This window comes from Kosakonia sp. H02 (assembly GCA_030704225.1).
Classification (GTDB): Bacteria; Pseudomonadota; Gammaproteobacteria; order Enterobacterales; family Enterobacteriaceae; genus Kosakonia.
Map to the genome: position 1 here is coordinate 423,771 of CP131915.1, position 23,169 is coordinate 446,939.

A 23,169-nucleotide genomic window follows, 5' to 3' on the forward strand; every position below is an offset into this window, starting at 1 on the left:
CTCCGGTCAGCGGGTTAAAAAAGGGCAACGGAATCCGGGAAGTTCCATTTTTCAATCAGTTGCTGATAGATGCCGTTTTTGACCAGGCTTTGCAGTCCTTTTTCCAGTTGCGCTTTGGTTTCGCTATCGCCCTTTCGCACGGCGAAGGCGATATGCGTGTCGGCTTCAAATTCATCGCCCGCAGGTTCAAACACGCCCGGTTTTTCACTGAACAGCGCGACAGTACCCGGCGTGGAGAGGAATTCCGCATCGGCGCGCCCCTGGGCCACTGCAACAGCGGAATCCGTTGCTGCCGGGAAGGTCATCACATTGATGGCGGCTTTTTTGGCGTTAAGGCAGTTCTGGTTATCCACGCGCGCCTGGCTCTCTTCGATGCCGCCGAGGGTGACGGCGATATTTTTGCCGCACAGGGAGAGATCGCGACCGGTGATCTTTTCCGGGTTACCTTTGCGCACCACTACGCGACTGCCGATTTTCAGATACGGCACAAAATCAACCTGCGCGGCGCGCGTCGGGTTGACATACATTGCGGAGTTAATGATGTCGATGCGCTTGCCCTGTAACGCCGGGATTAAGCCTTTAAACTCCATCGGCATCGCCACCGGCTCCAGCTTGAGTTCTTTGCTGAGCGCCGTAATCAGGTCGATATCAAACCCGCTCAGTTTGCCCTCTTTAACGAATTCGAATGGCATAAAGGTGGCGGCAGTGCCGTACGTGAGCTTGCCGGGGGTGACGCTTTCCATTGCGGCATGGCCGGAGAACGGCATAACGGCTAATGCGGCTATCACTCCCCAGACGCGGTGCTTTTTAAAAGAAATGCTGGACATGGTTATCTCCTGGTTCACGTTTAAATTGGTTTTTGTGATTCAATAAATACAATCATGACAACAAAAAAACGTACCTTTCTGGTGCGACATGCACTGTTCCTGTGCAGCTTCTGCTTTATATCGCGGCAACCTGTTACGCGTGTTATTGTATGTTCCGTTCCCAATAATACATTTCAGGATACCCCCTTCTATGCAGCCTGACGCTTCTGCGAGCAGTCGCCGTATTGCCCGACAATTGCTTGACCTGATCTACGAAGCAAGATTCGATCCAGGTCATCATTTACGTGAGCAGTATCTTGCCGATGCACTCGGCGTTTCCCGTACGCCCGTTCGCGCCGGGCTGAAAGAATTGACCCGCCTGGGCGCGGTGGAAGCCCGGCCGAATCAGGGCTTTTTCCTGCTTAAAGGCGTGGAAGAGTTGCAGCATCTGGCTATCGAACAACCCCAGAGCAGCGACCAGACGCTGTACGAAATGCTGGTGCGTGACCGCATCGCGGGTATCTTGCCGGAGTCCTTCACCCAGACGGAAATCAGCCAGCGCTATGAAGTGGATCGCGGCGTGCTGACGCGTACATTGGTGAAACTCTCGGAAGATGGGCTGATCGCCCGCAATGCAGGCCACGGCTGGCATTTCCAGCAAACGCTCAATTCAGAAGTCGCCCTGCGCAACAGCTATGGTTTTCGTCTGATCATCGAGCCTGCCGCCCTGCTCAGCCCGCAGTTGCGCGTCGATCGCCAGATGCTAAAACGCCTGCGCGCGCAGCATTTGCGCCTGATAACCCACCCGGATATCACCCGCGTTCCGGCGAAAGAGATTTTTGAAATGGACGCCGCTTTTCACGAACTGCTCGCGGAAGCCAGCGGCAACCTGTTTATCTTGCAGGCCATCCAGCATCAAAACCGCTTACGTCGCCTGCTGGAATTTGGCAGCTATCACAACAAAAGACGCGTGAAGGAGTGGTGCGAAGAGCACGTCGCCATTATTGATGCATTACGAGAAAACAATGCGCCGCGGGCGGCGGAATTAATGAAAGCCCACCTTCAGTTTGCCTTTGATCAAGTACAAACCCGTAAACCAGGCGCATAACCGGCATCATTTTTGCACAATCCGATCCTGAAAATACAATCAGGAGACAATGATGGATTTGCAAATAAAAGGTCGGGTGGCGCTGGTTTGTGGTGCCGGTAGCGGTTTAGGCCAGGCCATGGCGCTCACGCTGGCGCAGGAAGGGGTGAACGTCGCCGTTACCGGACGCAACCTGGAAAAGTTACAGGCAACAGTCGGGTTAATTAAAGACGCAGGCGGTGAGGCGCAGGCATGGCAACTGGATCTGGCCGGGCCGCAGCAGTTTGATTCAGTGTTGAACGCCATTCGTCAGCACTGGGGCGACATTGACATTCTGGTCAACAACTCCGGCGGTCCGCCGCCTGCCCAGGCATTTGGTACTGATGCCGCACTGTGGCAGCAGCACTTTTCGCTGATGGTCTCTTCGCTCATTCAACTTACGGATAAAGTGCTGCCTGGCATGCGTCAGCGCGGCTGGGGACGCATCATTACGTCAACGTCGTCCGGGGTGATTGCCCCTATTCCCAACCTGGCTTTATCCAATGCCTTGCGCATGAGCCTGCTTGGCTGGTCGAAAACCCTGGCAAGTGAAGTGGCTGCCGATGGCGTAACGGTGAATGTGCTGGTTCCGGGGCGCATCGCAACCGACCGCGTGCATCAACTGGATGCTATCAAGGCAAAGCGTGAAGAGACCACGCCAGAGGCGATATCTGCGCAGAGCCGCAACCAGATCCCGGCAAAACGCTACGGCACGCCGCAAGAGTACGGCGCAGCAGCCGCCTTTCTCGCAAGCCAGCCCGCCAGCTACATTACCGGCACCGTCCTTCGGGTGGATGGCGGGATGATTACCTCTATCTAGCATGATGATTAGCGCCACCGGCGGTTTGCGTGGCGTTATCTCCTTTCCCCCCGTGAGCCGCGATAATCTTTTTCAGCTCAGGAATGCACGATCCGCAGTTAGTACCGCATTTTAGCTGTGCGCCAAGTTGCTGCACGTTCCCGCAGCCCTGGCGCACAGCGTTGGCAATGGCGGTTTCCCCCACCGCAAAACAACTGCAAATTATTGCGCCGGTGGACGCTTTGCCGTTTTCAGCCATTCCCGCCAGTAAGGCCAGCCGCTGTTGCGCGGTGCGCGGCGCCTGAGTGAAAGCGGCGACTATCGTCTGGCGTTCGGGGTGTGGGCGTTGGCGGTGCGCGTAAAATGCCAGTTGCAATTCGCCTGCTGACCACGCGAGCAGGTTAAACCCGTCTTCGCCCAGCCGCGCCGACTGGCACACCCAGCGATCAACGGCGTAATGCTCATTAAGCCACGCCATCCAGTCTGCCGGCAGGGATGAATCTGCCATCACAAAATGCGTGACGCCAGGTTGTGCGACCCGGCTCCAGTAGGCTGTTGTCGGGGGACTTTCATGATTGCCACGAATAAACACTTCTGCCTGCCATGCACTTTTCCAGCGTCGCAGATTCACCGGCATATGCTTGCTCTCCGGCTGGCCTGAAAGCGGATCGGTATGCGCTTCGATCAACGCATCCACCCTTGCCTGCTGGCTGAACGGGCTGTTCCAGTGCATCGGCACAAATACCTGCCCGCGGGGTTGCAGGCTATCGGGTTGGGCGCGCAACAATAACCAGCCGTGGGATGACGCTACGCGCAGCAGCGCCCCGGCTGCAATATCTGGCGCATCGTTGGGGTGAAACTGGCAAAACGGCTCACTGATATGCTGCATTAAACGCGCCGATTTCCCGGTGCGCGTCATGGTATGCCACTGGTCGCGCACCCGCCCGGTGTTCATCACCAATGGATACGCTGTTGTGGGCTGATTGACTGGCAAACGCGGGAAAATCGCAATCAACCGCGCTTTTTCATCGGCGTGATAAAAGCGGTTATCGGTGAACAATCTGGCCGCCCCCTGCGGATGCAGCGCATTAACGGGCCACTGAACCGGTTGCAGTTCATCCCACTGTTGATCGCTGAGATGCGCGAGAGCGCTAATATCAAATGCCCGCGAACCCGCATTTTCAAAACCCGAGAGCGCCGCGTGTTCACGGAAAATCTCTGCCGGGTGCTGATAACCAAACGCCTCGCCAAAGCCCAGGCGCTGCGCCACCTGGCTTAGGATCCACCAGTCCGGCCTGGCGTCTCCTGGCGCGGGCAAAAAAGCACGCTGGCGCGAAATACAGCGCTCAGAGTTGGTAACGGTGCCATTTTTCTCGCCCCACGCCAGTGCGGGCAGGCAGATATGGGCCGCGCGGGTGGTATCCGTATCGCGCATCACATCCGAGACAATCACCAGCGGGCAGCGTGCCAGTCCGGCGCGCACGCGGTCGGCATCCGGCAGTGACACCAGCGGATTGGTGCCCATGATCCACACCGCTTTTATGCGCCCTTCTTCAATCGCACGGAACAGATCGACGGCATTCAGCCCGGCTTTTTTCGTGACATTGTCACTCTTCCAGAAGCGCCCAACGCGGTCGATCTCCTCTGCGGTGAACCCCATGTGCGATGCCAGTTGATTTGCCAGCCCGCCCACTTCGCGCCCGCCCATGGCATTTGGCTGTCCGGTTATCGAAAAGGGCCCGCAGCCTTCGCGCCCAATGTTGCCCGTTGCCAGATGCAGATTAATGATGGCATTGCATTTATCGACGCCCGAACTGGACTGATTAACCCCCATTGAATAGAGCGTCACCAGCCGCTCGCTGTCGGCAATCATCTGGTAAAACGCCTGCAAGGGCTCCATGTCCAGCCCACAAAAATCGGCGGTTTTTTCCAGCGTCCAGGCACTTGCTGCGAGCAGCGTTTCCTCCGCGCCCTCGGTGTGGCGTTGCAAAAATTCCTTGTCGAGTTTGCCGCGTTGCACCATCTCATGCAGTGCGCCGCAAAATAGCGCCGCATCGCTGCCGGGGTGCAGCGGCAGATGTAAATCGGCGATATCGCAGGTCGCGGTCTGGCGCGGATCGATAACAATAATGCGCATTGCAGGCCGCGTTTTTTTCGCCTGCGCCAGTCGCTGATACACCACCGGATGCGCCCACGCGGTATTAGAGCCGGTGAGGATCACGCAGTCGGCAATCTCAAGATCCTGATAACTGCACGGCACCGCATCCGCACCGAACGCCCGCTTGTAACCGACCACCGCCGAGGCCATGCACAGGCGCGAGTTGGTATCCATATTCCCCGCGCCGATAAACCCTTTCATCAGCTTATTGGCAACGTAGTAATCCTCCGTCAGTAGCTGGCCGGAACCATAAAACGCCACCGCCTGCGGGCCGAATTCCTTGATAATGCTTTGCAACCCATGCGCCACGGCGTCCAGGGCTTCGTCCCAGCTTACCGGCTGGCGATTGATCTCCGGGTGCAATAACCGCCCGTGTAAATCCAGCGTTTCGCCCAGCGCACTGCCTTTTACGCATAATCTGCCGAGACTGGCCGGATGAGCAACGTCGCCGCTGGCAGAAAACCCGCCTTCCTGCGCCTGCATCTTTACCCCGCACCCGACGCCGCAGTAAGCGCAGGTGGTAGACGTTGCCGCGCGGTTCATAAGCTCACCGTCTCGATAATCTCCCGGATGGCATGATTGACCGGTTGAGCCTGCACCCAGACGCGCCCGCCCTCCACTTTCACCGGCCAGACGCTGAGCGCGGTGTTTCCATCGACGCTTTGCCCATCGCGCAAACGAAAGCGCTGTTTATAGAGCGGTGAAATCACCACCGGTTCGCCCTGCACATCGCCCAGCAAACCGCGCGCCAGCACGTTGGCATCGCTATCCGGCTCGTGGTTACTCAGGGCAAACACCTGCTGTGGATCATCCGGCAGATGGAACAGCGCAATTTGTTGATTCGCCAGCCGGGCAGCCATTCCGGCATTGGCCGGGATCGCAGTGAGTGGGCAAATTTCCACCCAGCCCTGCGCCAGTTGATTCACCTTAACCGGGGGCAACGCTGCGCGCTCTGCTGGCGTTGCCGGTCGGATCTGCTGGCGCTCCTGAACCATTACCACCCCTTCATCCGGCTGGTTGCTGTTCACAAATGGCCGGAACAGTGCAAGGCGATCCGGGTCTGCCAGCGTGGTCTGCCATTCGCACTGGTAGCTTTCCACCACCGCATTCATCTCGCTTTCCAGTTCGGCGGCGATATGCAGGCTGTCTTCCAGCACCACCTGGCGCAGGTACGCCATGCCGCCTTCCAGGTTATCCATCCAGGTGCTGGTGCGTTGCAGGCGGTCGGCGGTGCGGATGTAAAACATCAGAAAACGATCTACGGCGCGGATTAACGCCTCGGTACTCAGATCCTGCGCCAGTAAATCGGCGTGACGCGGCTTCATGCCGCCATTGCCGCAGACATATAAATTCCAGCCCTTCTCCGTGGCAATTACGCCGACATCTTTGCTTTGCGCTTCGGCACATTCGCGGGTACAGCCGGACACCGCCATCTTGATTTTGTGCGGCGAGCGCAGCCCTTTGTAGCGGTGCTCCAGGTGCAGCGCCAGCGCGGTAGAGTCCTGCACGCCGTAGCGACACCAGTTCGATCCCACGCAGGATTTCACCGTGCGCAGGGATTTGCCGTAAGCGTGGCCGGTTTCAAACCCGGCTTCCACCAGTTGCTGCCAGATTTCCGGTAACTGCTCAAGCCTCGCGCCGAACAAATCAACACGCTGCCCGCCGGTAATTTTGGTGTAAAGGTTATAGCGCCGGGCGATTTGCCCAATCGCAATCAGCCCGTCCGGGGTGATTTCTCCGGCCGGAATGCGCGGCACCACCGAATAAGTGCCATCTTTCTGGATATTGGCAAAAAAGCGGTCGTTAGTGTCCTGCAACGGCAAGTGCTGCGGTTTGAGCAGATACTCATTCCAGCACGACGCCAGCACGGAACCCACCAGCGGCTTGCAGATTTCACATCCGTGTCCGTGGCCGTGTTTGCGAATCAGTTCATCGAAGCTGCGGATATTGCCCACCCGCACCAGGTGGTAAATCTCCTGGCGCGAGTACGCGAAATGCTCGCAGATGTCTTTTTTGACCTCGACGCCCATCTCCGTCAGGGCGAACTCCATCACCTGTTTGGTCAGCGCAGCGCAGCCGCCGCAGCCGGTCGCCGCTTTGGTGCAGGATTTTATGGCTGACATATCCCCGCAGCCGCTTTTCACTGCATTGCAGATATCCGCTTTACTGACGTTATGGCAGGAGCAGATTTGTGCGCTGTCCGGCAGTGCGCCGACGCCGAGGCTTTGCGGCGTACCGCCCGCGATTGCAGGCAGGATCAGCCCTTCGGGCCTGGCGGGCAACGGCATGTCGTTGAGCATCATCTGTAATAAGGTGCTGTATTCGCTGCTGTCGCCCACCAGCACTGCGCCGAGCAGGCGTTTACCATCGTTTGAGACGACAATTTTTTTATAGATTTCCGCCGGGCCATCCACCCAACTGTAGCTCTGGCTTCCTGGCGTGCGGCCATGGGCATCGCCAATCGAGGCCACTTCCACACCGAGCAGTTTCAGTTTGGTGCTCATGTCCGCGCCTTTAAACGCGGCATCGTTACCCGCAAGGGTGTCGGCAAGCGTGCGCGCCATCTGGTAACCGGGGGCGACAAGGCCGAAAATCTGCCCTTCCCACAGCGCACATTCGCCAATGGCAAAAATGGCCGGATCGGCGGTGCGACACTGGTCATCAATCACAATGCCGCCGCGCGGCCCGACTGCCAGCCCGCACTCGCGCGCTAACTGGTCGCGCGGGCGGATCCCGGCGGAGAAGAGCACCAGATCGGTCTCAAGATGGCTGCCGTCGGCAAATACCATCCGGTAATTGCTGCTTTGCCCATAAGCGATTTCGCGGGTCTCTTTGCCGGTGTGCACCTGCACGCCCAGCGCTTCAATTTTGCGACGCAGCATCGCCGCCCCACCTTCGTCGAGCTGAACGCCCATCAGGCGGGGCGCAAATTCCACCACGTGGGTTTGCAGCCCAAGGTGTTTTAGCGCGTTTGCCGCTTCCAGCCCGAGCAGCCCGCCGCCGACCACGACGCCGATTTTGCCTTTTTCCGCACAGGCCTGGATCGCCGCCAGATCGTCAAGGGTGCGGTAGACCAGGCAGCCCGGCGCATCATTGCCAGGAATCGGCGGCACAAACGGATACGAACCGGTCGCCAGTACCAGCACGTCATACGCGGTCTGCCGTCCCATTTTGTCGACGACAAAATGGCGTTGCGTGTCGATCTGCTCAACGCCCTGGGCGAGACGCAGTTCAATGCCGGTCGATGCAAAAAATCCCTCTTCCACCATCGACAGGGATTTGGCGCTGCGCCCGGAAAAGAACTCCGACAGATGCACCCGGTCGTAAGCCGCAGCGGACTCTTCAGCAAAGACAATCACCTGATAGCGCAAATGCAGTTCGCGCTCGACCAGCTGTTGCAAAAAATGGTGGCCCACCATGCCGTGTCCGACCATCACTAATACGGGTTTTGACATAACAGTGCTCCTCGCTACCTCATGGGATAACGGCTCTTGAATGGGATATGCCTCTTCAGGCGTGAAAAGACCCGGCTGGCTATGTGTATTCAGACGGGCAAAGTAGTCCGGCCCATCATGGATGTCGCCCCACAGCAGCACGCCGGTTAAGCGTTTTTCGCGCAGCACCAGGCGGCGATAGTGGCCGTCAAACGGATCGAAGGTGGTGTGAATGTCTGCCTCTTCGGCGTGCAGTTCACCGGCGCAGAAGAGATCGATACCGCTCACTTTCAGTCGCAGCGGCACGTTTTCAAGGGTAAATGGCGCAACCTCAACGCCTGCGAGCCTGGCGGCGAGGGTTTCCGCCTGCCGCCAGCAGGGCGCCACCAGCCCGAAGGTCATCTCACCGAACTGGCAGCACTCGCCGAGGGCGGAGATATGCGCGTCAGAGGTGCGCAAATGACCATCAACCAGAATGCCGCGCGCGCAATCCAGCCCGGCGGCCTGCGCCAGGGCGATATTCGGGCGGATCCCGGCGCAGACAATCACCCGTTGCGCGGGGACTGTCCGTCCATCGCGCAGTTGCACGGCCTGCACCTGGCCGCGTTCGTCTGCACAATACGCCTGGGTTTCGGCTGCCAGCACGGTATCAATACCGCGTGCTAACAGGCTGACGCGCAGCAGTTCTGCCGCCTGCGCATCCAGTTGTTGCTCCATCAGCCAGGGGCCGCGGTGCACAATGCAGACCTGCATACCGCGCAGCGCCAGTGCCGCAGCGGCTTCCACGCCTAACACCCCGCCGCCAATGACGACCGCCGGTTGCCCGGCAACATCACCGTGCAGGATCTCCCCGATGTCGTGCTGGGTGCGAAAGGCATAAATGCCCGCCAGACTTGCCCCGGGGAGCGGTGGCATAAAGGGGCGCGATCCGCTGGCAATCACCAGATGATCGTAATGCAGTGTTTGCCCGCCCACGCTTACGCTGCGCACCTGGCGATCAATCGCGGTGGCCGGTTTGCCGGACAACAGCGTGACGTTGTTTCGTGCGTACCACGCTTCATCGTGCGTCACGATATCGGCAAAGGTTTTCTCGCCCGACAGCACCGGCGTGAGCATGATCCGGTTATAGGCAGGCGTTGCTTCATCGCCAACCACCACGATGCGGTAACGTCCGGGCGCACGCTCGCAGAGCGTTTCCACCAGCCGCGCGCCCGCCATACCGTTGCCAATCACCAGCAATACAGGTTTATCCATGCGTTCACCTCAGGCCACGGCCTGGTGTTTTTCATACAGAAAGTGCAGAACCTGCTGGCGGTAGTGATGAAACAGCGGCTCGTTTGCCAGCGCCAGCCGGGAGCGCGGTCGCGGCAGGTTGACCTGCAACACCTCACCCACTTTCGCCGCCGGGCCGTTGGTCATCATCATCACCCGGTCAGAAAGCAGCACCGCTTCATCAACGTCATGAGTGATCAGCACAATGGTGGTTTTCAGCCGCGACTGGATCTCCATCACCGCATCCTGCAAATGGGTGCGGGTCAGCGCGTCCAGTGCGCCGAAGGGTTCATCCATCAGCAGCACTTTGGGTTTCATCGCCAACGCCCGCGCAATGCCGACGCGCTGTTTCATGCCGCCGGAGATCTCACCGGGGCGTTTATGCATCGCATGGCTCATCTGCACCAGTTCAAGGTTGTGGGCTATCCACGCCTGCATTTCGCTTTTGCTCATTTCGCCTTTGAAAACCTGATGCACCGCCAGCGCGACGTTCTCCGCCGCCGTCAGCCACGGCAGCAAAGAGTGGTTCTGAAACACCACGCCGCGCTCGGGGCCAGGGCCGGTGATCTCCTGGTTATCGCACAACAGCACGCCCTGCGTTGGTCGGATCAGACCGGCAATCAGGTTCAACAGGGTCGATTTTCCGCAGCCGGAGTGACCAATCAGGCTGACGGTTTCGCCCGGCGCAATATCAAAACTGACGTTATCTAGCGCCACAAACGGGCCGTTCGCTGTCGGGAACGTCTGGGTCACGTTTTCGACGCGGATAAGGGCTTTCTCTTTTTTCATTTATGACTCCTGGCGGTTGTCGTAGCTAAAACGGCGGGCAATGGCCATCAGCCCCTGCTCCAGCAACATTCCCACCACGCCAATCAGCAGGATGGCGATGATGATGTTTTCCACGTTGAGGTTGTTCCATTCGTTCCAGATCCAAAAACCGATGCCCACGCCGCCGGTCAGCATCTCGGCGGCAACAATCACCAGCCAGGCAATGCCGATGGATAAGCGCACGCCGGTCAGAATGTGCGGCAGCACGGCGGGAAAGAGGATTTTGCGCATCACGGTGAATTCATTCAGTTTCAGCACCCGCGCCACATTGAGGTAATCCTGGGGAATGCGCAGCACCCCTTCGGCGGTGTTGAGGATCATCGGCCATATGGAGCAGATAAAAATGGTCCACGCCGAGGCGGGTTCTGCACGCTGAAACAACAGCAGACCAATCGGCAGCCAGGCCAGCGGGCTGACCGGGCGCAGTAAGGCGATAATCGGCCCGAGCATGCTGGCGATAAAGCGAAAGCGGCCTATCAGAAAGCCCACCGGAATGCCGACCAGCGCCGCCAGGCCGAAGCCGAGCGCCACGCGTTTGAGGGACGCCAGCACGTTCCAGCCGATGCCCATATCGTTCGGCCCGGCGATGTAAAACGGCTCTGCGAAAATGAGTTTCGCCGCTTCCCAGGTTTTCAGCGGTGTCGGGAACCCTTTGCTGTTCAGGGCGGCAATCTGCCAGAGCGCAATCATCACGATGGCGCCAAGCAAACCCGGCACGGCACGTTTCACCCAGCGGCGCGGCGCGCGGCGGGTTTTTACTACTTCCGGCTGCGGCGCGTGCACGGCAGTTTTCAGCGGCACGATTTCTGCGGTTTCTGATTCTGCGATTTCGGGTTCGGTATTCAGCGCGACAAGCTGGGTTTTAGCGTTGCTGGACATTGGCGTCTCCCTTAGCGTTTGAGGGCAAAACTGTTGGCGTACTGAGCGGGATGACTGCCATCCCACACTTTCCCGTCAAAAAGCGTGCTGCTGCGCATATCGCTGGTGGGCAAATTGATGCCGCCCACCGCCGCTGCGGCGTTTTTGTAGATGTCGGTACGGTTGATTTTTTTGGCGATCGCCAGGTAGTCCGGGTCGCTTTCCAGCAGCCCCCAGCGCTTGTGCTGGGTCAGAAACCACATGCCGTCGGAGAGATACGGGTAGTTCACCGCGCCATCATTGAAAAAGCGCATGGGATGCGCGTCCTGCCATTTTTTGCCGAGGCCGTTTTCGTAGTTACCGAGCATCCGCCCTTCAATGGTGTCGGCGGCGGTGTTGATGTAGGCACGCGCCGCCACGGTCTTCGCGGTTTCAATACGGTTGGCATCAGACGCGTCAATCCAGCGGGACGCATCGAGCACGGCGGCGGTCAACGCACGGGCGGCATTGCCATTCGCCGCGACCCATTCTGAGGTCGTGCCGAGCACTTTTTCCGGGTGATCCGGCCAGATCTCCTGCGTGGTGGCAGCGGTGAAGCCGATATCGTCGAGAATGGCGCGCTGGTTCCAGGGTTCACCCACGCAGTAACCGCTCATGTTGCCGATTTTCATGTTGACCACCATTTGCGGTGGCGGCACCACGACGTTGCGCACGTCATTGAAAGGATGGATCCCGGCGTTCGCCAGCCAGTAATAGAGCCACATGGCGTGTGTACCGGTGGGAAACGTCTGCGCAAAGGTGTAAGTGCCTTTCGGGCTGGCATCGACCCCTTTTTTCAGCGAAGCGGCATCACGCACACCCGCCTCTTTCAGTTGATTCGACAGCGTGATCGCCTGGCCGTTATTGTTGAGGGTCATCAGCACCGCCATCTCGTGCTGCGGGCCGGAAACGCCAAGCTGCAAGCCATAGACCAGCCCGTAGAGAACATGGGCGGCGTCGAGTTCGCCGGAGACCAGTTTGTCGCGCACCGAGGCCCAGCTCGACTCCTTGCTGGGGATGATTTTGATGCCGTACTTCTCATCAAACTTTTTCACGGCCGCCATCACCACCGGGGCGCAGTCGGTGAGCGGAATAAAACCCACACGGATCTCTTTTTTCTCCGGCGCATCGGAACCTGCCGCCCACACGCTGTTCATTAACCCGGGGAGAATCAGGCTCCCGCCCAGCACCGCGCTGCCCGCTAAAAAGCGGCGGCGAGAGAATTTCCCCACTGTGTTGTCGTCGTCTTGCGTCATTGCGGCTTCCTGTACGTTGAAAAATGGGCAAAAAAAAGCGTCCGGTTAGCGCTCAGTCTCCTGAACGCTAACGGACGCCTTTATCCGCATCGTGACTAAACCGCCATTGGCTTAGCCCATCTGTGTATTCACTAAAGCAGTTTGTGTGCCAGGTTTTTAGCAGGCCGGAATATCAGTAAATTAGCCTTTTCCCGCTGGCAACAATCGGCCTGTTTGCACCGAAAATGCAGCCTGAATGCACATGATTAGTGCAGCTACTCCTTTAGTGTTATGGGGAGGATTTACCCAACGCGCCAGCCACTGCGAGCATCGCTTGCGCGATTTCGGGCAGCTTTTTATTTTGCTGCATTGCCATATCGCGCAGGGTCTTATGCGCCTGCGGTTCGCTCATACCGTGATGCTGCATCAGCACGCCTTTCGCCCTCTCGACCAGCTTACGTTCCGCAAGCGTGGTGCGTAGCCCGGCGAGTTCGGCGTCCAGCGCCTGTAACTGTCGCGACTGTTGTTCGACAAGTTCAAGCACCGAGCGGCTGAGCTGCGGCGGGATCAGCGCGGCGTAATGATTATCCTGCTGCGGCAGTTGTTCAATTTCCTGCAACTGCAATTCGCTGGCACGTTCAGCTTCGCCAATGCGCTGGCGACAGCACGCCATCAGGACCTCTTCCAGCAGATCCTCAATCTCTTTCATGCCATCGATGCGCGCGGTGGTGATATCAAACCAGCGCAGCGCGCTATTGATGGCTTCGCCCGGCGGCACGGCGCGGGTACAGGCGATGCGACGAAAACGCTCAAGCTCGCTGCTCTCTTCACGCCGCTGTTGCTGCCACAGCGCCAGCGCGCGGGCATCGGCGAACTCTATAAAGGTTTGAAAACAGCGCTCCTGGCTGTCGATAAGTTCCGGTAGCTGTTGCTGCGCCTGATCATCAAAATGGTGCGCAGTAAAACCTGCGGCTACCAGCGCGCGCTCCTGACCGGCAAACTCTTTACCCTGCATAAAGCTGAACATCGCCAGTAACGCCCGGGAAACGGCCGGGTCACCGGAGGTGTCGGCGGCTTCAAAAATCAGCGCCAGATGGGTGCGGATAATCTCGCTGTAGCGGCTCATCGCCTGCGGCTGAGGGATATTCAGCGTCTGGATCTGCTCGCGTAACGGCGGCAAGGTACTGAGGCTGTGTAACACGGCGGCGATGCGGCTAAATAGCCGCGAGGCGTTCGCCATCGGCTGGCCGTTGCGATCCAGGGCGGCAAGCTGTTGATGCACCATTTGTTGTGCAAGCTGAACTTGCCCCGCCCGCTCGCTTAGCTGGTCGCTCCATGTTTCGCCCTGCGAGCAAAGATAAATATTCGCCGTCCCCCGCTCGCGTTGCAGAACGTGGATAAGCTGGCTCACCGCGCCAACCAGTTTGCCCATTTGCAGCAACTGTTGCAGGCCGGTGATTTCACTTCGTTTGGATGCCAGTACAAAATCGAGTGCGGTAAGAGACATATCGAAACCTGAGCAAGGAAACACGGGAAGGAGTAAAGCAAGAAGTGTGCCGCAGGCAGACGCGACGATTGACTTAACCCCGAATCGGGCGAGAATGTGGTCTGCCCAGTGACTTTCTGAAAAAACAGAAACCGATGAGAATCAACCCGCATTCGTTTTACCCGCTAGCTAATGTGAAACCTGCCGCCGCGCTTATTGCTGCGCTTCTACTCGCCAGTTGCGCCTCTGAACCGCCGAAATCCCTTGTCACGCCCAGCCCGCCAGTAGCGAAACAGCCGCTTCCCGCGTCATCATCGAAAAATCAGGGCGCCGTAAGGGGTATCTGGCTGGCGACGGTTTCCAGGCTGGACTGGCCGTCAGTGAATTCCGTAACGGCAAGCCCATCCGTGCGTATTCAACAGCAGCAGGCGGCGATGAAGGCGAAGCTGGATAAACTGAAACGGCTGGGGATTAATACTGTTTTTTTCCAGGTGAAACCAGATGGTACCGCGCTGTGGCCGTCTAAAATTTTGCCATGGTCGGATATGCTGACCGGCGATATTGGGCAGGATCCCGGTTACGATCCGCTGCAATTTATCCTTGATGAAGCCCACAAGCGCGGGATGAAAGTGCACGCCTGGTTTAACCCGTATCGCGTTTCGACCAACACAAAACCTTCGACTGTTGCGGATCTCAACCGCACCCTGTCGCTGCACCCTTCCAGCATTTTTGTGTTGCATCGCGACTGGATCCGTACCGCAGGCGACCGTTTCGTGCTTGATCCTGGCATTCCCGATGTACGGGACTGGATAACCAGCATCGTGGCCGAAGTGGTGGCGCGTTATCCGGTCGATGGTGTGCAGTTTGACGACTATTTCTATGCTGAAACGCCCGGCTCTGCCCTGAATGATGGTCAGACATTCCGCCAGTACGGCCAAGGCTTTGCTGCCAAAGCCGACTGGCGGCGACACAACACGCAACTGCTTATCGAGCAGGTTTCCCGCACCGTCAAACAGTTAAACCCCAATGTTGAATTTGGCGTCAGCCCGGCGGGTGTCTGGCGAAACCGCTCGTTCGATCCGGCAGGCTCCGAGACGCGTGGCGCGGCGGCATATGACGAATCCTATGCCGACACCAGGCGCTGGGTGCAACAAGGCTTACTGGATTACATCGCGCCGCAAATCTACTGGCCGTTTTCCCGCGACGCCGCGCGCTATGATGTGCTGGCAAAATGGTGGGCTGATGTGGTGAAACCGACCCGCACCCGTCTCTATATTGGCGTTGCGCTGTACAAAGTGGGCGAACCGTCAAAAATGGAGCCAGACTGGGCCGTCAACGGCGGCGTGCCGGAACTGAAAAAGCAGATTGAGTTGAACGAATCGATGCCGAATATCTCCGGCACCATTTTATTCAGGGAGAGTTATCTGGAGCAGCCGCAAACCCGCCAGGCGGTGGATTATCTGCAAAGCCGCTGGGGGGAGTAACCTAATCTTGCATCAGCGCATCATACAGATTTTGCATCCGCATACGCAGGTAAAGCACCGCTTTATGCTTGCGCGAGAGCAGCGCCTGCACGCTTACGCCCTGCTCTTGCGCCAGTTCTTTAAAGCTGTAATCCTGGAGTTCGGTTTTTTCGAACACCTCCCGCTGCGCCGGTGATAATTCAGCAAGTGCAAGGCCCAGTTCTTCCCACAGCAAGGCTTTGAGATACTCCTCTTCAGGCGTTTGCGCGACACCGAACAGCGTTTCTGCCAGTTCGTCTTCGGCAAACATCTCTTCACCGTCGGCGTTGATAAACAGACCGGACAGCGGGACTTCACGTTTTTTACGCGCCCGATCGGTCATTTCATTGCGTGCGGCGCGAAACAGCCAGGCGGCGACGTTCTCCACCGGCTGTTCCACCTTCATTAACTGATAAGTGACTTCCTGGAGGATATCTTCGGTGTCGTCGCTTGCCGCCGAGCGGCTGCGGATAAAGGCTTTCAGCCGCGAGCGACAGGCAGTGAGCGCTGAAATCAGCCGCGATTCAGCCGTCATGGCGATGTTCATCGCGCCCGTCCGGTTTTGCGCTGCTCTCTTCCTGTTGCGGGCGCGCATCGTTTTTTTCTTCCCAACGACCGTGCCAGCCGCAACGCCCGTGACGGCGGAACCCTTCGCGGCGCTGCTGGACAAACGCTTCGCGCTGCTCCGGGGTCATCTCCATCCAGCGTTCATGCATCCGCCGGTGCGCCCGGCCAAACATACCCGGCCGAAAACCAAGCCCGCCAAACAGAATACGCGACAGCACTAAAATCCCCAGCGCCTGCCAGAAGCCAATGCTTTTTACCCCCAAAATAGCGGGCAGCAGCGCGTTCCACAGCGACATGACCACCAGGCCAAGCACCACAACGATGACGACGCCAATGATCAACGGCTTCGCCATTCTGTGGCGACCAAAACCGTGGTGATGCCCATGCATATCAAAATCTCTCATCTTTTATCTTCCTCATCAGCTTAGCGAATAATTGCCTGTGATGAGGTAGACGAATGAGTGGTGAAGATATTGCTGAGAAAAATAAAAAAACAGGCGCAACCTGTGCGCCTGTGTCAGTTGATGTCGGAATACTATTTACGGACGGCGGAACAGCGCGATGCTGCGGCCTTCCAGTTCAAAATCCTTCTCTTTAGTGATAACGATCCCGCGTTTAACCGCATCGGATGTGGTCAGTTCCAGCACCCAACCGCCTTCACCGAACTGCGGAATGCGGAACGGGACATTGCCTTCGAACGGGTTAAACAGCATCAGCACATCGTGCCAGATACCCGGTTCGTCTTGCAGATCTGCCCGCCCGATATACACCCCAAGCGTCGTACCCTCTTCCCACTGTTCCGGCAACTGCTCCCCGCCACCGGCGTTGTACCACTTGATCTCCATACCGTCGCGCCAGTTTTCCCGGCGTAGCAGCGGTTGCTCTGCGCGCAGCTTGATAACGTGGCGGGTAAACTCGCGCAGCGCTTCGCCGTCGCCCTGTAAGGTGTCCCAGTGAACCCAGGAGATCTCACTGTCCTGGCAGTAACCGTTGTTATTACCGGACTGGCTGCGGCCAAACTCGTCGCCCGCCAGCAGCATCGGCGTACCGTGGGAGAAAAAGAGCGAGGCGAGGAAGTTGCGTTTTTGCCGCTCGCGCACGGCGTTAATGCCTTCGTCATCCGTCGGGCCTTCCGCGCCGTAGTTGTAGGAACGGTTGTCGTTGTGGCCGTCGTTATTGTCTTCGCCGTTGGCCTCGTTATGTTTTTCGTTGTACGACACCAGGTCGTTCAGCGTAAAACCGTCATGGGCGGTGATGAAATTCACGCTCGACCAGGGGCGGCGACCGCGCAGGTCGTAGATATCGCCGGAGCCAAGCAACCGGGCGGCAAAATCCGTCGACACGTTATCGCCTTTCCAGTATTCGCGCAGCGTATCGCGGTATTTGTCGTTCCACTCCGCCCAACCCGGCGGGAAACCGCCCACCTGGTAGCCACCAGGGCCAATGTCCCACGGCTCGCCGATCAGTTTCAGCTTCGACAACAGTGGGTCTTGCGTGATGGCATCGAAAAAGCCGCCGCGCTGGTCAAACCCTTCCGGCTCGCGGCCAAGAATGGTGCCCAGATCGAAGCGAAAACCATCGATATGCATCGATTCTGCCCAGTAACGCAGGGAATCCATGACCATCTGCAACACGCGCGGATGCGAAGTATTAACCGTGTTCCCGGTGCCGGTGTCATTAATGTAATAGCGGTGCTGATCGGGCATTGTGCGGTAGTAAGAGAAGTTATCAATGCCTTTAAACGAGAGCGTCGGGCCAAGTTCGTTGCCTTCCGCCGTGTGGTTATAAACCACATCGAGGATCACTTCGATGCCAGCGTCATGGAAGCTGCGCACCATATCGCGAAAACCCTGGATACCTTTCGGGCCGTAATAGCGCGAGGTCGGGGCAAAAAAGCCGAGGGTGTTGTACCCCCAGAAGTTATGCAGGCCTTTCTCCAGCAGATGCTGGTCGTCCGGGAACCAGTGCACCGGCAGCAATTCAACGGAGGTGATGCCAAGACTCTTGATGTAATCCACCGTCGCCTTGTGCCCCATGCCTTCAAACGTCCCGCGCAGTTCCTGCGGAATGGCCTGGTTAAGCTGGGTGAAGCCTTTAACGTGGGTTTCATAAATCACCGCGTTCGGCCAGGCAATATTCGGGCGGTTTTGATCCTGCCAGTCGAACTCGTTGGGATCGACCACCCGGCATTTCGGCGTAAACGGCGCACTGTCGCGTTCGTCGAAGGTCAGATCTTTATCTTCAGCCAGCAGATCATAAGCAAAGTGCGCTTCATTCCATTCGATATCGCCGACCAGCTCCCGCGCATACGGGTCGACAAGCAATTTATTGGGGTTAAAGCGATGGCCGTTTTCCGGGTCGAAAGGACCATAAACGCGATAGCCATACAGTGCGCCGGGCTTCAGCCCCGGAACGTAGCCATGCCAGATTTCATGGGTGTATTCAGGCAGCTCCAGGCGGGCTATTTCCTGTTGGCCGCTGGGGTCATAAAGACAAAGTTCCACGCGTTCTGCGTGAGCTGAAAAGAGCGCAAAGTTCACACCCTCACCGTCGTAATTCGCACCGAGTTGCTGGCCGTGCCCCGCCGTGATGTGAAATGGTTTACCAGACATGGGTCCCTCTTTATCTCTTATAGAGCGTCACCTGACATTTCCTCTACAAAGCGCGGTTAAGCGCTTACCAGTACTGCGAAAGTAAAACCCCCGATTGACCGCAGATTCACGCGGTCGTTGAGTAGCACATCCTCCCCGCTAAGCATGTCGCGGTAATGGCGATGCGCCAGCCGCTCGGGTAGCGGGATAACCGCCCCGCTCAGGCTATCTTCAAGCGCGCCAAACAGCAGGCGCGGTGCAAGCACAATCAGCGCATCGTCATTCTCGATACGCGCAAACGAGATGATATGGTCGGCCTGCTCGCCCTCTGCATTCAGCGGCAAGTACTCCCCGTGGCGAAACAGGGACGGTTTTTGCTCACGCAAATGCAGCAAGCGGGCGATAAACGACTGTTTAAGTTGCCCGCTAGACCATCCTTCTTGCAGGCGCGGGTCGGCATGCTCCTGCGCTTCCAGCAAACGTTCCAGTTCCGGGTAATCCGGCTCCAGGCGGTTATCCGGGTCAACGAGGCTAAAGTTCAGCGCTTCGCTGCCCTGGTAGATATCCGGCACGCCAGGCGCGGCCAGTTTGATCAGCGTCTGCGTCAGGCTGTTGACCAGACCGGCGCGGATAAACGGCAGTAACGAGGTGGTGAAATCTTGCAAAAACGCCTGATTGTCGGACGACAGCAGATGGCGGGCGTAATCCAGCACCGCTTTTTCATAAGCGTCATTACTGTCCACCCAGTCGGTGCGCTGTTTCGCTTCTCGCAGCGCTTTTTCAACGAATTCGACAAAACGCTCTTCCAGCGCTTTCAGCCCTTCGGCGTCATCCGGTTGTAACGTCACCGGCCAGACGCCCGCCAGCGCCTGATAGATCATCCATGCCACCGCTGGACGCGGTGCCGGGCCATCGTCAAGCAGGCTCACTTTTGACTGGTTCATCTGTTGCCAGCGCGCCACACACTCGGCCCAGCGCTCCGGCGCTTCCGTCAGGGTGTAGAGCCTGGCGCGGGCATCCTCGCCGCGTTTGGTGTCGTGCGTTGAGGTGCCGGAAAGCGCATCCGGCTGTTTCTCCAGGCGCGTCTGCATCTCTTCATGAAAATGGTCAAGCGAGAAGTTACGCCGTAACGGTTCTGCGCCCACTTCATTCAGCGCCAGATCCATGTTCTGGCGGAAAAAGAGCGTATCTTCCACCGATTTTGCCATCAGCGGCCCGGTCAGTTGCTGGAAGCGGGTACGAAAACGGGCGGCGTCTTCCCGCGCGCTTTGCGCCACCTCGCCGGTCAGAATGCGGACGATAAAATTCAGCGCCGCCGGATCGGGGGCGAAACTGCTGGCGGTGACTTTACCGACTACTTTTTGCAGTAGCGCCAGATCCGCAGGCGGCAAGCCCTGCGCCGTGCCGTAGGTGCGATACACCGGGAAAGCGACTAACAACTCGCGCAGCGCCTGGCGCAGCAAGCCTTCGTCCGGCACCGGGTTTTCACTGGCGGCAATCCCGTTTGCCAGGCGCAGCAGCGTGCTGAACTCCCCGGCAAAATTTCTGTCGACCATCAATAACTTTGCCGATCGCAGTTCGGCCTTCATATCGACCGGTTTGCCCACCACGTGGTGATATGCTTCGCGCAGCCCGTCGAGCTTCTCGTCATTCACCAGCACATCAGAGAGCGCAGCGATAAATTCATAGCCGGTGGTGCCGGAAACCGGCCAGTCGTCCGGCAGATGTTCGCCTTTACCGAGGATCTTCTCGACGGTGATATAGCAATCGGCTCCCGCTTTCTGGCGTAAGCGCGTTAAGTAACCTTTCGGGTCGGCAAGCCCGTCTACGTGATCGACGCGCAGCCCGTCCACCGCGCCGCTGTGAACCAGTTCGAGAATAAGCTGGTGGGTATCGTCAAATACCTGCTCCTCTTCCACCCGCACGCCCACCAGGCCGGTTATCTCAAAAAATCGGCGGTAAGAGAGATCGTTTGCCGCATCGCGCCAGCACATTAGCCGCCAGGGCTGCTGCGCATGGAGTTCAACGATTTTCGCCGGATCCGTCAGGCTCAGTACTTCCTGTTCACGCCCCTGCCAGCTCTCTTCCACCAGCGGGTAGACGCTCTCGTAATAGACGAAGGCCGGTTTACCGGTTTGCGGATCCGGCTTTACCGCCAGCTCGCCCTTTTCCACTACGGCGTCAAAATCGTCGCCGAGGAAAGGCAGCGTCAGGCGGCGCGACCAGTCAATATCAAAATGGTGTGCCCAGCGGCTCTTTTCGCCGCGTGCTATCACATCGCGCCACCAGGCATTTTCCAGCGAGGCGGCCATATGGTTGGGCACAATATCAAGGATCAGCCCCAGGCCCGCCGTTTTCAGCGCCTGCACCAGCTGGTCAAACCCTTCGCGCCCGCCGAGTGACGGGTCGATTTCATTGGCGTCGGTGACGTCATAACCATGCGTCGAGCCGGTGGTGGCGGTAAAAATGGGTGACGCGTAAAGATGGCTGATACCGAGCTTCTTTAAGTAAGGCACCAGCGTGGCGGCACGCGCGAAGGTCATGCCGTTACGAAACTGAATACGGTACGTTGCGGTTGGCGTGCTCACGGTGCTTCTCCCTGAGCCAGACGAACAACAATGGCGTTTGGCGCCACATCGGCACTCTCCTGCGGCCAGGCAAATATCGTTTTACCGGGCAGATCCGGCAGCGGCTGGCGGGTGTCGCTGATATTCAGCGCCATCGACAGCGTGCCCTGCGGGAATATCCAGCGAACGGCGATAAAACCGGGCGCGGTGTTAACTATCTCACCGCTGTGCCGTCTGGCATCGGCCAGCAGCGGCACCACATGTTGCTGGCGCAGCGCCAGCAACTGGCGGCTAAATTCCAGCCAGCGCTGACCTTCAACGCTGTGCGGCCGGGTCCAGTCCAGTTGTGAACGGGTAAAGGTTTCCGGGTCGTTCGGATCGGGAACATCTTCCCCTTCATGTCCGGCGTGGCCTGCAAACTCGCGGGTGCGCCCTTCGCGCACCGCTTTTGCCAGATCGCCATGAAAATCGGTGAAGAACAGGAACGGATTGGTTTCGCCATACTCTTCGCCCATAAACAGCAGCGGAATATGCGGTGACAGCAGCAGCGTGGCGAGCAGCACGCGGGTGCGATCAACGCCAGCCAGTTCGATTAAACGTTCGCCCTGGGCGCGGTTGCCCACCTGATCGTGGTTCTGGATAAAATCAACAAACGCGGCCGGCGGCTGTTGCGTGCTATCCACCCCGCGCGGCTCGCCTGAGTGCGCGGAAACGTCGCCCTGGTAGGCAAACCCTTCCGCCAGCACGCGCGCGACCCATTTTTCCGGGGCAGCGGCAAAATCCTGGTAATAGGCGTGGTTTTCACCGGTGGCGAAGACATGTACCGCGTTGTGGAAATCATCATTCCACTCACCGGTAAACAGCGTGGCCGCGCCGTTTTCATCGCGCGGATGCAGCGAAATGATATTGCGGCTATCTTCCGTGGTCAGATGAATGGGACGGTCGGTGATTTCTGCGCGGATGCGCTGTGCGATTTCAACAAGGATATGGGTGTCGGAGGTGTCTTCAATCTGGTCGATGGCATCGAAACGCAGGCCATCAAGGTTGAACTCATTTAGCCAGTACAGCGGCGCTTCGGCGATATAACGCCGCGCCGCATCAACATCGTAAGCAATACCCGCACCCCACGGTGTTTGCCGCTCTTTATGGAAAAAGTCCGGCGACAGCAGCGGCAGGTAGTTGCCTTCCGGGCCAAAGTGATTAAGCACAATATCCAGCACCACGGACAACCCGAAGCCGTGCGCGGCGTCGACAAAGGCTTTGAAATCCTCCGGCGTACCGTAAGCGGAATGCGGCGCATAGAGCAGCACGCCGTCATAGCCCCAGCCGCGGGTGCCGCCAAATTGTGAAACCGGCATCACTTCAATCATCGTGACGCCCAGTTCAGCGAGATATGGCAGTTTTTCTATCGCTGCCTGGAAGGTGCCGTGCGGCGTGAAAGTACCGATATGCAGTTCATACACCACCGCCTCTTCCCAGCGGCGACCTTGCCAGCCGGTGTTCTGCCAGACATAACGCCTGGGATCGATAACCAGCGACGGGCCGTTCACATCGTCCCGTTGTCCCCGCGAGGCGGGATCCGGGATAGCCATGCCATCGGCCAGCACAAAGTTGTATTCCGTTCCCGGTTGCACACCGGAAACTGTTAATTCAAACCAGCCATCCCCGGTGCTGTCCATTGGCCTGTCCTGGCCGGCAAGGCGCAGCGCGACACGCTGCTGGCCTGTTGCCCACAAACGGAAGCGAACCGTGCCATCGGCAATGAACTCTGCACCCCATGTCTTAGAAAACATTTTCGACGCCATGCAATTACCTCTCCACGATGCCACGAAGAACAATCATAGACGATAATTTGCCAGTCGATGGGGGGCTCAGCGACGATGTATCCTGTAGTCAATCCC

Annotated in this window: 15 protein-coding genes; 3 read left to right on the plus strand and 12 right to left on the minus strand. The window is 58.2% G+C overall.

Translation table 11 applies throughout. The features are described 5' to 3' along the window. Window positions 1-14: 14 nt before the first annotated feature. Window positions 15-827: an ABC transporter substrate-binding protein gene (locus Q5705_02070; protein ID WLI77374.1), complete on the minus strand. Its 813-nt coding sequence runs from the start codon at window positions 825-827 to the stop codon at window positions 15-17. A 190-nt stretch (window positions 828-1,017) separates the two neighbouring features. Here Q5705_02070 and Q5705_02075 point away from each other — a divergent pair, with 190 nt between their 5' ends. Both Q5705_02075 and Q5705_02080 read left to right on the plus strand, forming a co-directional pair. Then, the gene (locus Q5705_02075) at window positions 1,018-1,914 is read left to right on the plus strand and encodes a GntR family transcriptional regulator (protein WLI77375.1); all 897 of its coding nucleotides are present in this window, start codon (window positions 1,018-1,020) and stop codon (window positions 1,912-1,914) included. A gap of 52 nt (window positions 1,915-1,966) precedes the next feature. After that, the gene (locus Q5705_02080) at window positions 1,967-2,752 is read left to right on the plus strand and encodes an SDR family oxidoreductase (protein WLI77376.1); all 786 of its coding nucleotides are present in this window, start codon (window positions 1,967-1,969) and stop codon (window positions 2,750-2,752) included. On the opposite strand, the gene Q5705_02085 is transcribed toward Q5705_02080, so the two are convergent. The 6 genes from Q5705_02085 to Q5705_02110 all read right to left on the minus strand — a co-directional run bounded on the left by Q5705_02085 (window position 2,745) and on the right by Q5705_02110 (window position 14,062). Further along, complete coding sequence (locus Q5705_02085) at window positions 2,745-5,432, minus strand: nitrate reductase (GenBank protein ID WLI77377.1); 2,688 nt, start codon at window positions 5,430-5,432, stop codon at window positions 2,745-2,747. The genes Q5705_02080 and Q5705_02085 overlap by 8 nt on opposite strands. Then, the gene (gene nirB / locus Q5705_02090; GenBank protein WLI77378.1) at window positions 5,429-9,577 is read right to left on the minus strand and encodes a nitrite reductase large subunit NirB; all 4,149 of its coding nucleotides are present in this window, start codon (window positions 9,575-9,577) and stop codon (window positions 5,429-5,431) included. The genes Q5705_02085 and nirB overlap by 4 nt, the downstream gene beginning before the upstream one ends. Before the next feature lie 9 nt (window positions 9,578-9,586). Continuing rightward, window positions 9,587-10,384, minus strand: coding sequence for an ABC transporter ATP-binding protein (locus Q5705_02095; GenBank protein WLI77379.1), 798 nt, complete (start codon window positions 10,382-10,384; stop codon window positions 9,587-9,589). Beyond that, a complete protein-coding gene (gene ntrB / locus Q5705_02100; GenBank protein WLI77380.1) occupies window positions 10,385-11,302 on the minus strand; it encodes a nitrate ABC transporter permease in 918 nt (305 codons plus the stop codon). An 11-nt stretch (window positions 11,303-11,313) separates the two neighbouring features. Further along, complete coding sequence (locus Q5705_02105) at window positions 11,314-12,576, minus strand: CmpA/NrtA family ABC transporter substrate-binding protein (GenBank protein ID WLI77381.1); 1,263 nt, start codon at window positions 12,574-12,576, stop codon at window positions 11,314-11,316. A 268-nt stretch (window positions 12,577-12,844) separates the two neighbouring features. Beyond that, complete coding sequence (locus tag Q5705_02110) at window positions 12,845-14,062, minus strand: nitrate- and nitrite sensing domain-containing protein (GenBank protein WLI77382.1); 1,218 nt, start codon at window positions 14,060-14,062, stop codon at window positions 12,845-12,847. Window positions 14,063-14,196: 134 nt separating this feature from the next. On the opposite strand from Q5705_02110, the gene Q5705_02115 reads away from it, so the two are divergent. Further along, window positions 14,197-15,525, plus strand: a complete 1,329-nt coding sequence (locus Q5705_02115) for a glycoside hydrolase family 10 protein (protein ID WLI77383.1) — start codon at window positions 14,197-14,199, stop codon at window positions 15,523-15,525. Window position 15,526: 1 nt separating this feature from the next. On the opposite strand, the gene Q5705_02120 is transcribed toward Q5705_02115, so the two are convergent. The 5 genes from Q5705_02120 to treZ all read right to left on the minus strand — a co-directional run bounded on the left by Q5705_02120 (window position 15,527) and on the right by treZ (window position 23,073). Next, complete coding sequence (locus Q5705_02120) at window positions 15,527-16,090, minus strand: RNA polymerase sigma factor (protein WLI77384.1); 564 nt, start codon at window positions 16,088-16,090, stop codon at window positions 15,527-15,529. Further along, window positions 16,068-16,514, minus strand: a complete 447-nt coding sequence (locus Q5705_02125; protein WLI77385.1) for a hypothetical protein — start codon at window positions 16,512-16,514, stop codon at window positions 16,068-16,070. The genes Q5705_02120 and Q5705_02125 overlap by 23 nt, the downstream gene beginning before the upstream one ends. A gap of 135 nt (window positions 16,515-16,649) precedes the next feature. Further along, window positions 16,650-18,722 (minus strand): glycogen debranching protein GlgX, encoded by a 2,073-nt coding sequence (gene glgX / locus Q5705_02130; GenBank protein WLI77386.1) that lies wholly within the window; start codon window positions 18,720-18,722, stop codon window positions 16,650-16,652. Window positions 18,723-18,778: 56 nt separating this feature from the next. Next, the gene (gene treY / locus Q5705_02135; protein WLI77387.1) at window positions 18,779-21,289 is read right to left on the minus strand and encodes a malto-oligosyltrehalose synthase; all 2,511 of its coding nucleotides are present in this window, start codon (window positions 21,287-21,289) and stop codon (window positions 18,779-18,781) included. Beyond that, entirely contained in the window at window positions 21,286-23,073 is a 1,788-nt protein-coding gene (gene treZ, locus Q5705_02140) for a malto-oligosyltrehalose trehalohydrolase (protein WLI77388.1), read from the minus strand. The genes treY and treZ overlap by 4 nt, the downstream gene beginning before the upstream one ends. Between the last annotated feature and the right edge of the window lie 96 nt (window positions 23,074-23,169).

Bases quoted from the DNA above. Each gene is read 5' to 3' on its own strand.
- nirB (WLI77378.1), bottom strand. From the start codon at position 9,577: ATGGATAAACCTGTATTGCTGGTGATTGGCAACGGTATGGCGGGCGCG.
- Q5705_02125 (WLI77385.1), bottom strand. From the start codon at position 16,514: ATGAGAGATTTTGATATGCATGGGCATCACCACGGTTTTGGTCGCCAC.
- Q5705_02080 (WLI77376.1), top strand. From the start codon at position 1,967: ATGGATTTGCAAATAAAAGGTCGGGTGGCGCTGGTTTGTGGTGCCGGT.
- Q5705_02115 (WLI77383.1), top strand. From the start codon at position 14,197: ATGAGAATCAACCCGCATTCGTTTTACCCGCTAGCTAATGTGAAACCT.
- Q5705_02105 (WLI77381.1), bottom strand. From the start codon at position 12,576: ATGACGCAAGACGACGACAACACAGTGGGGAAATTCTCTCGCCGCCGC.
- Q5705_02110 (WLI77382.1), bottom strand. From the start codon at position 14,062: ATGTCTCTTACCGCACTCGATTTTGTACTGGCATCCAAACGAAGTGAA.
- Q5705_02075 (WLI77375.1), top strand. From the start codon at position 1,018: ATGCAGCCTGACGCTTCTGCGAGCAGTCGCCGTATTGCCCGACAATTG.
- treZ (WLI77388.1), bottom strand. From the start codon at position 23,073: ATGGCGTCGAAAATGTTTTCTAAGACATGGGGTGCAGAGTTCATTGCC.
- Q5705_02120 (WLI77384.1), bottom strand. From the start codon at position 16,090: ATGAACATCGCCATGACGGCTGAATCGCGGCTGATTTCAGCGCTCACT.
- ntrB (WLI77380.1), bottom strand. From the start codon at position 11,302: ATGTCCAGCAACGCTAAAACCCAGCTTGTCGCGCTGAATACCGAACCC.
- Q5705_02085 (WLI77377.1), bottom strand. From the start codon at position 5,432: ATGAACCGCGCGGCAACGTCTACCACCTGCGCTTACTGCGGCGTCGGG.
- Q5705_02070 (WLI77374.1), bottom strand. From the start codon at position 827: ATGTCCAGCATTTCTTTTAAAAAGCACCGCGTCTGGGGAGTGATAGCC.
- glgX (WLI77386.1), bottom strand. From the start codon at position 18,722: ATGTCTGGTAAACCATTTCACATCACGGCGGGGCACGGCCAGCAACTC.
- Q5705_02095 (WLI77379.1), bottom strand. From the start codon at position 10,384: ATGAAAAAAGAGAAAGCCCTTATCCGCGTCGAAAACGTGACCCAGACG.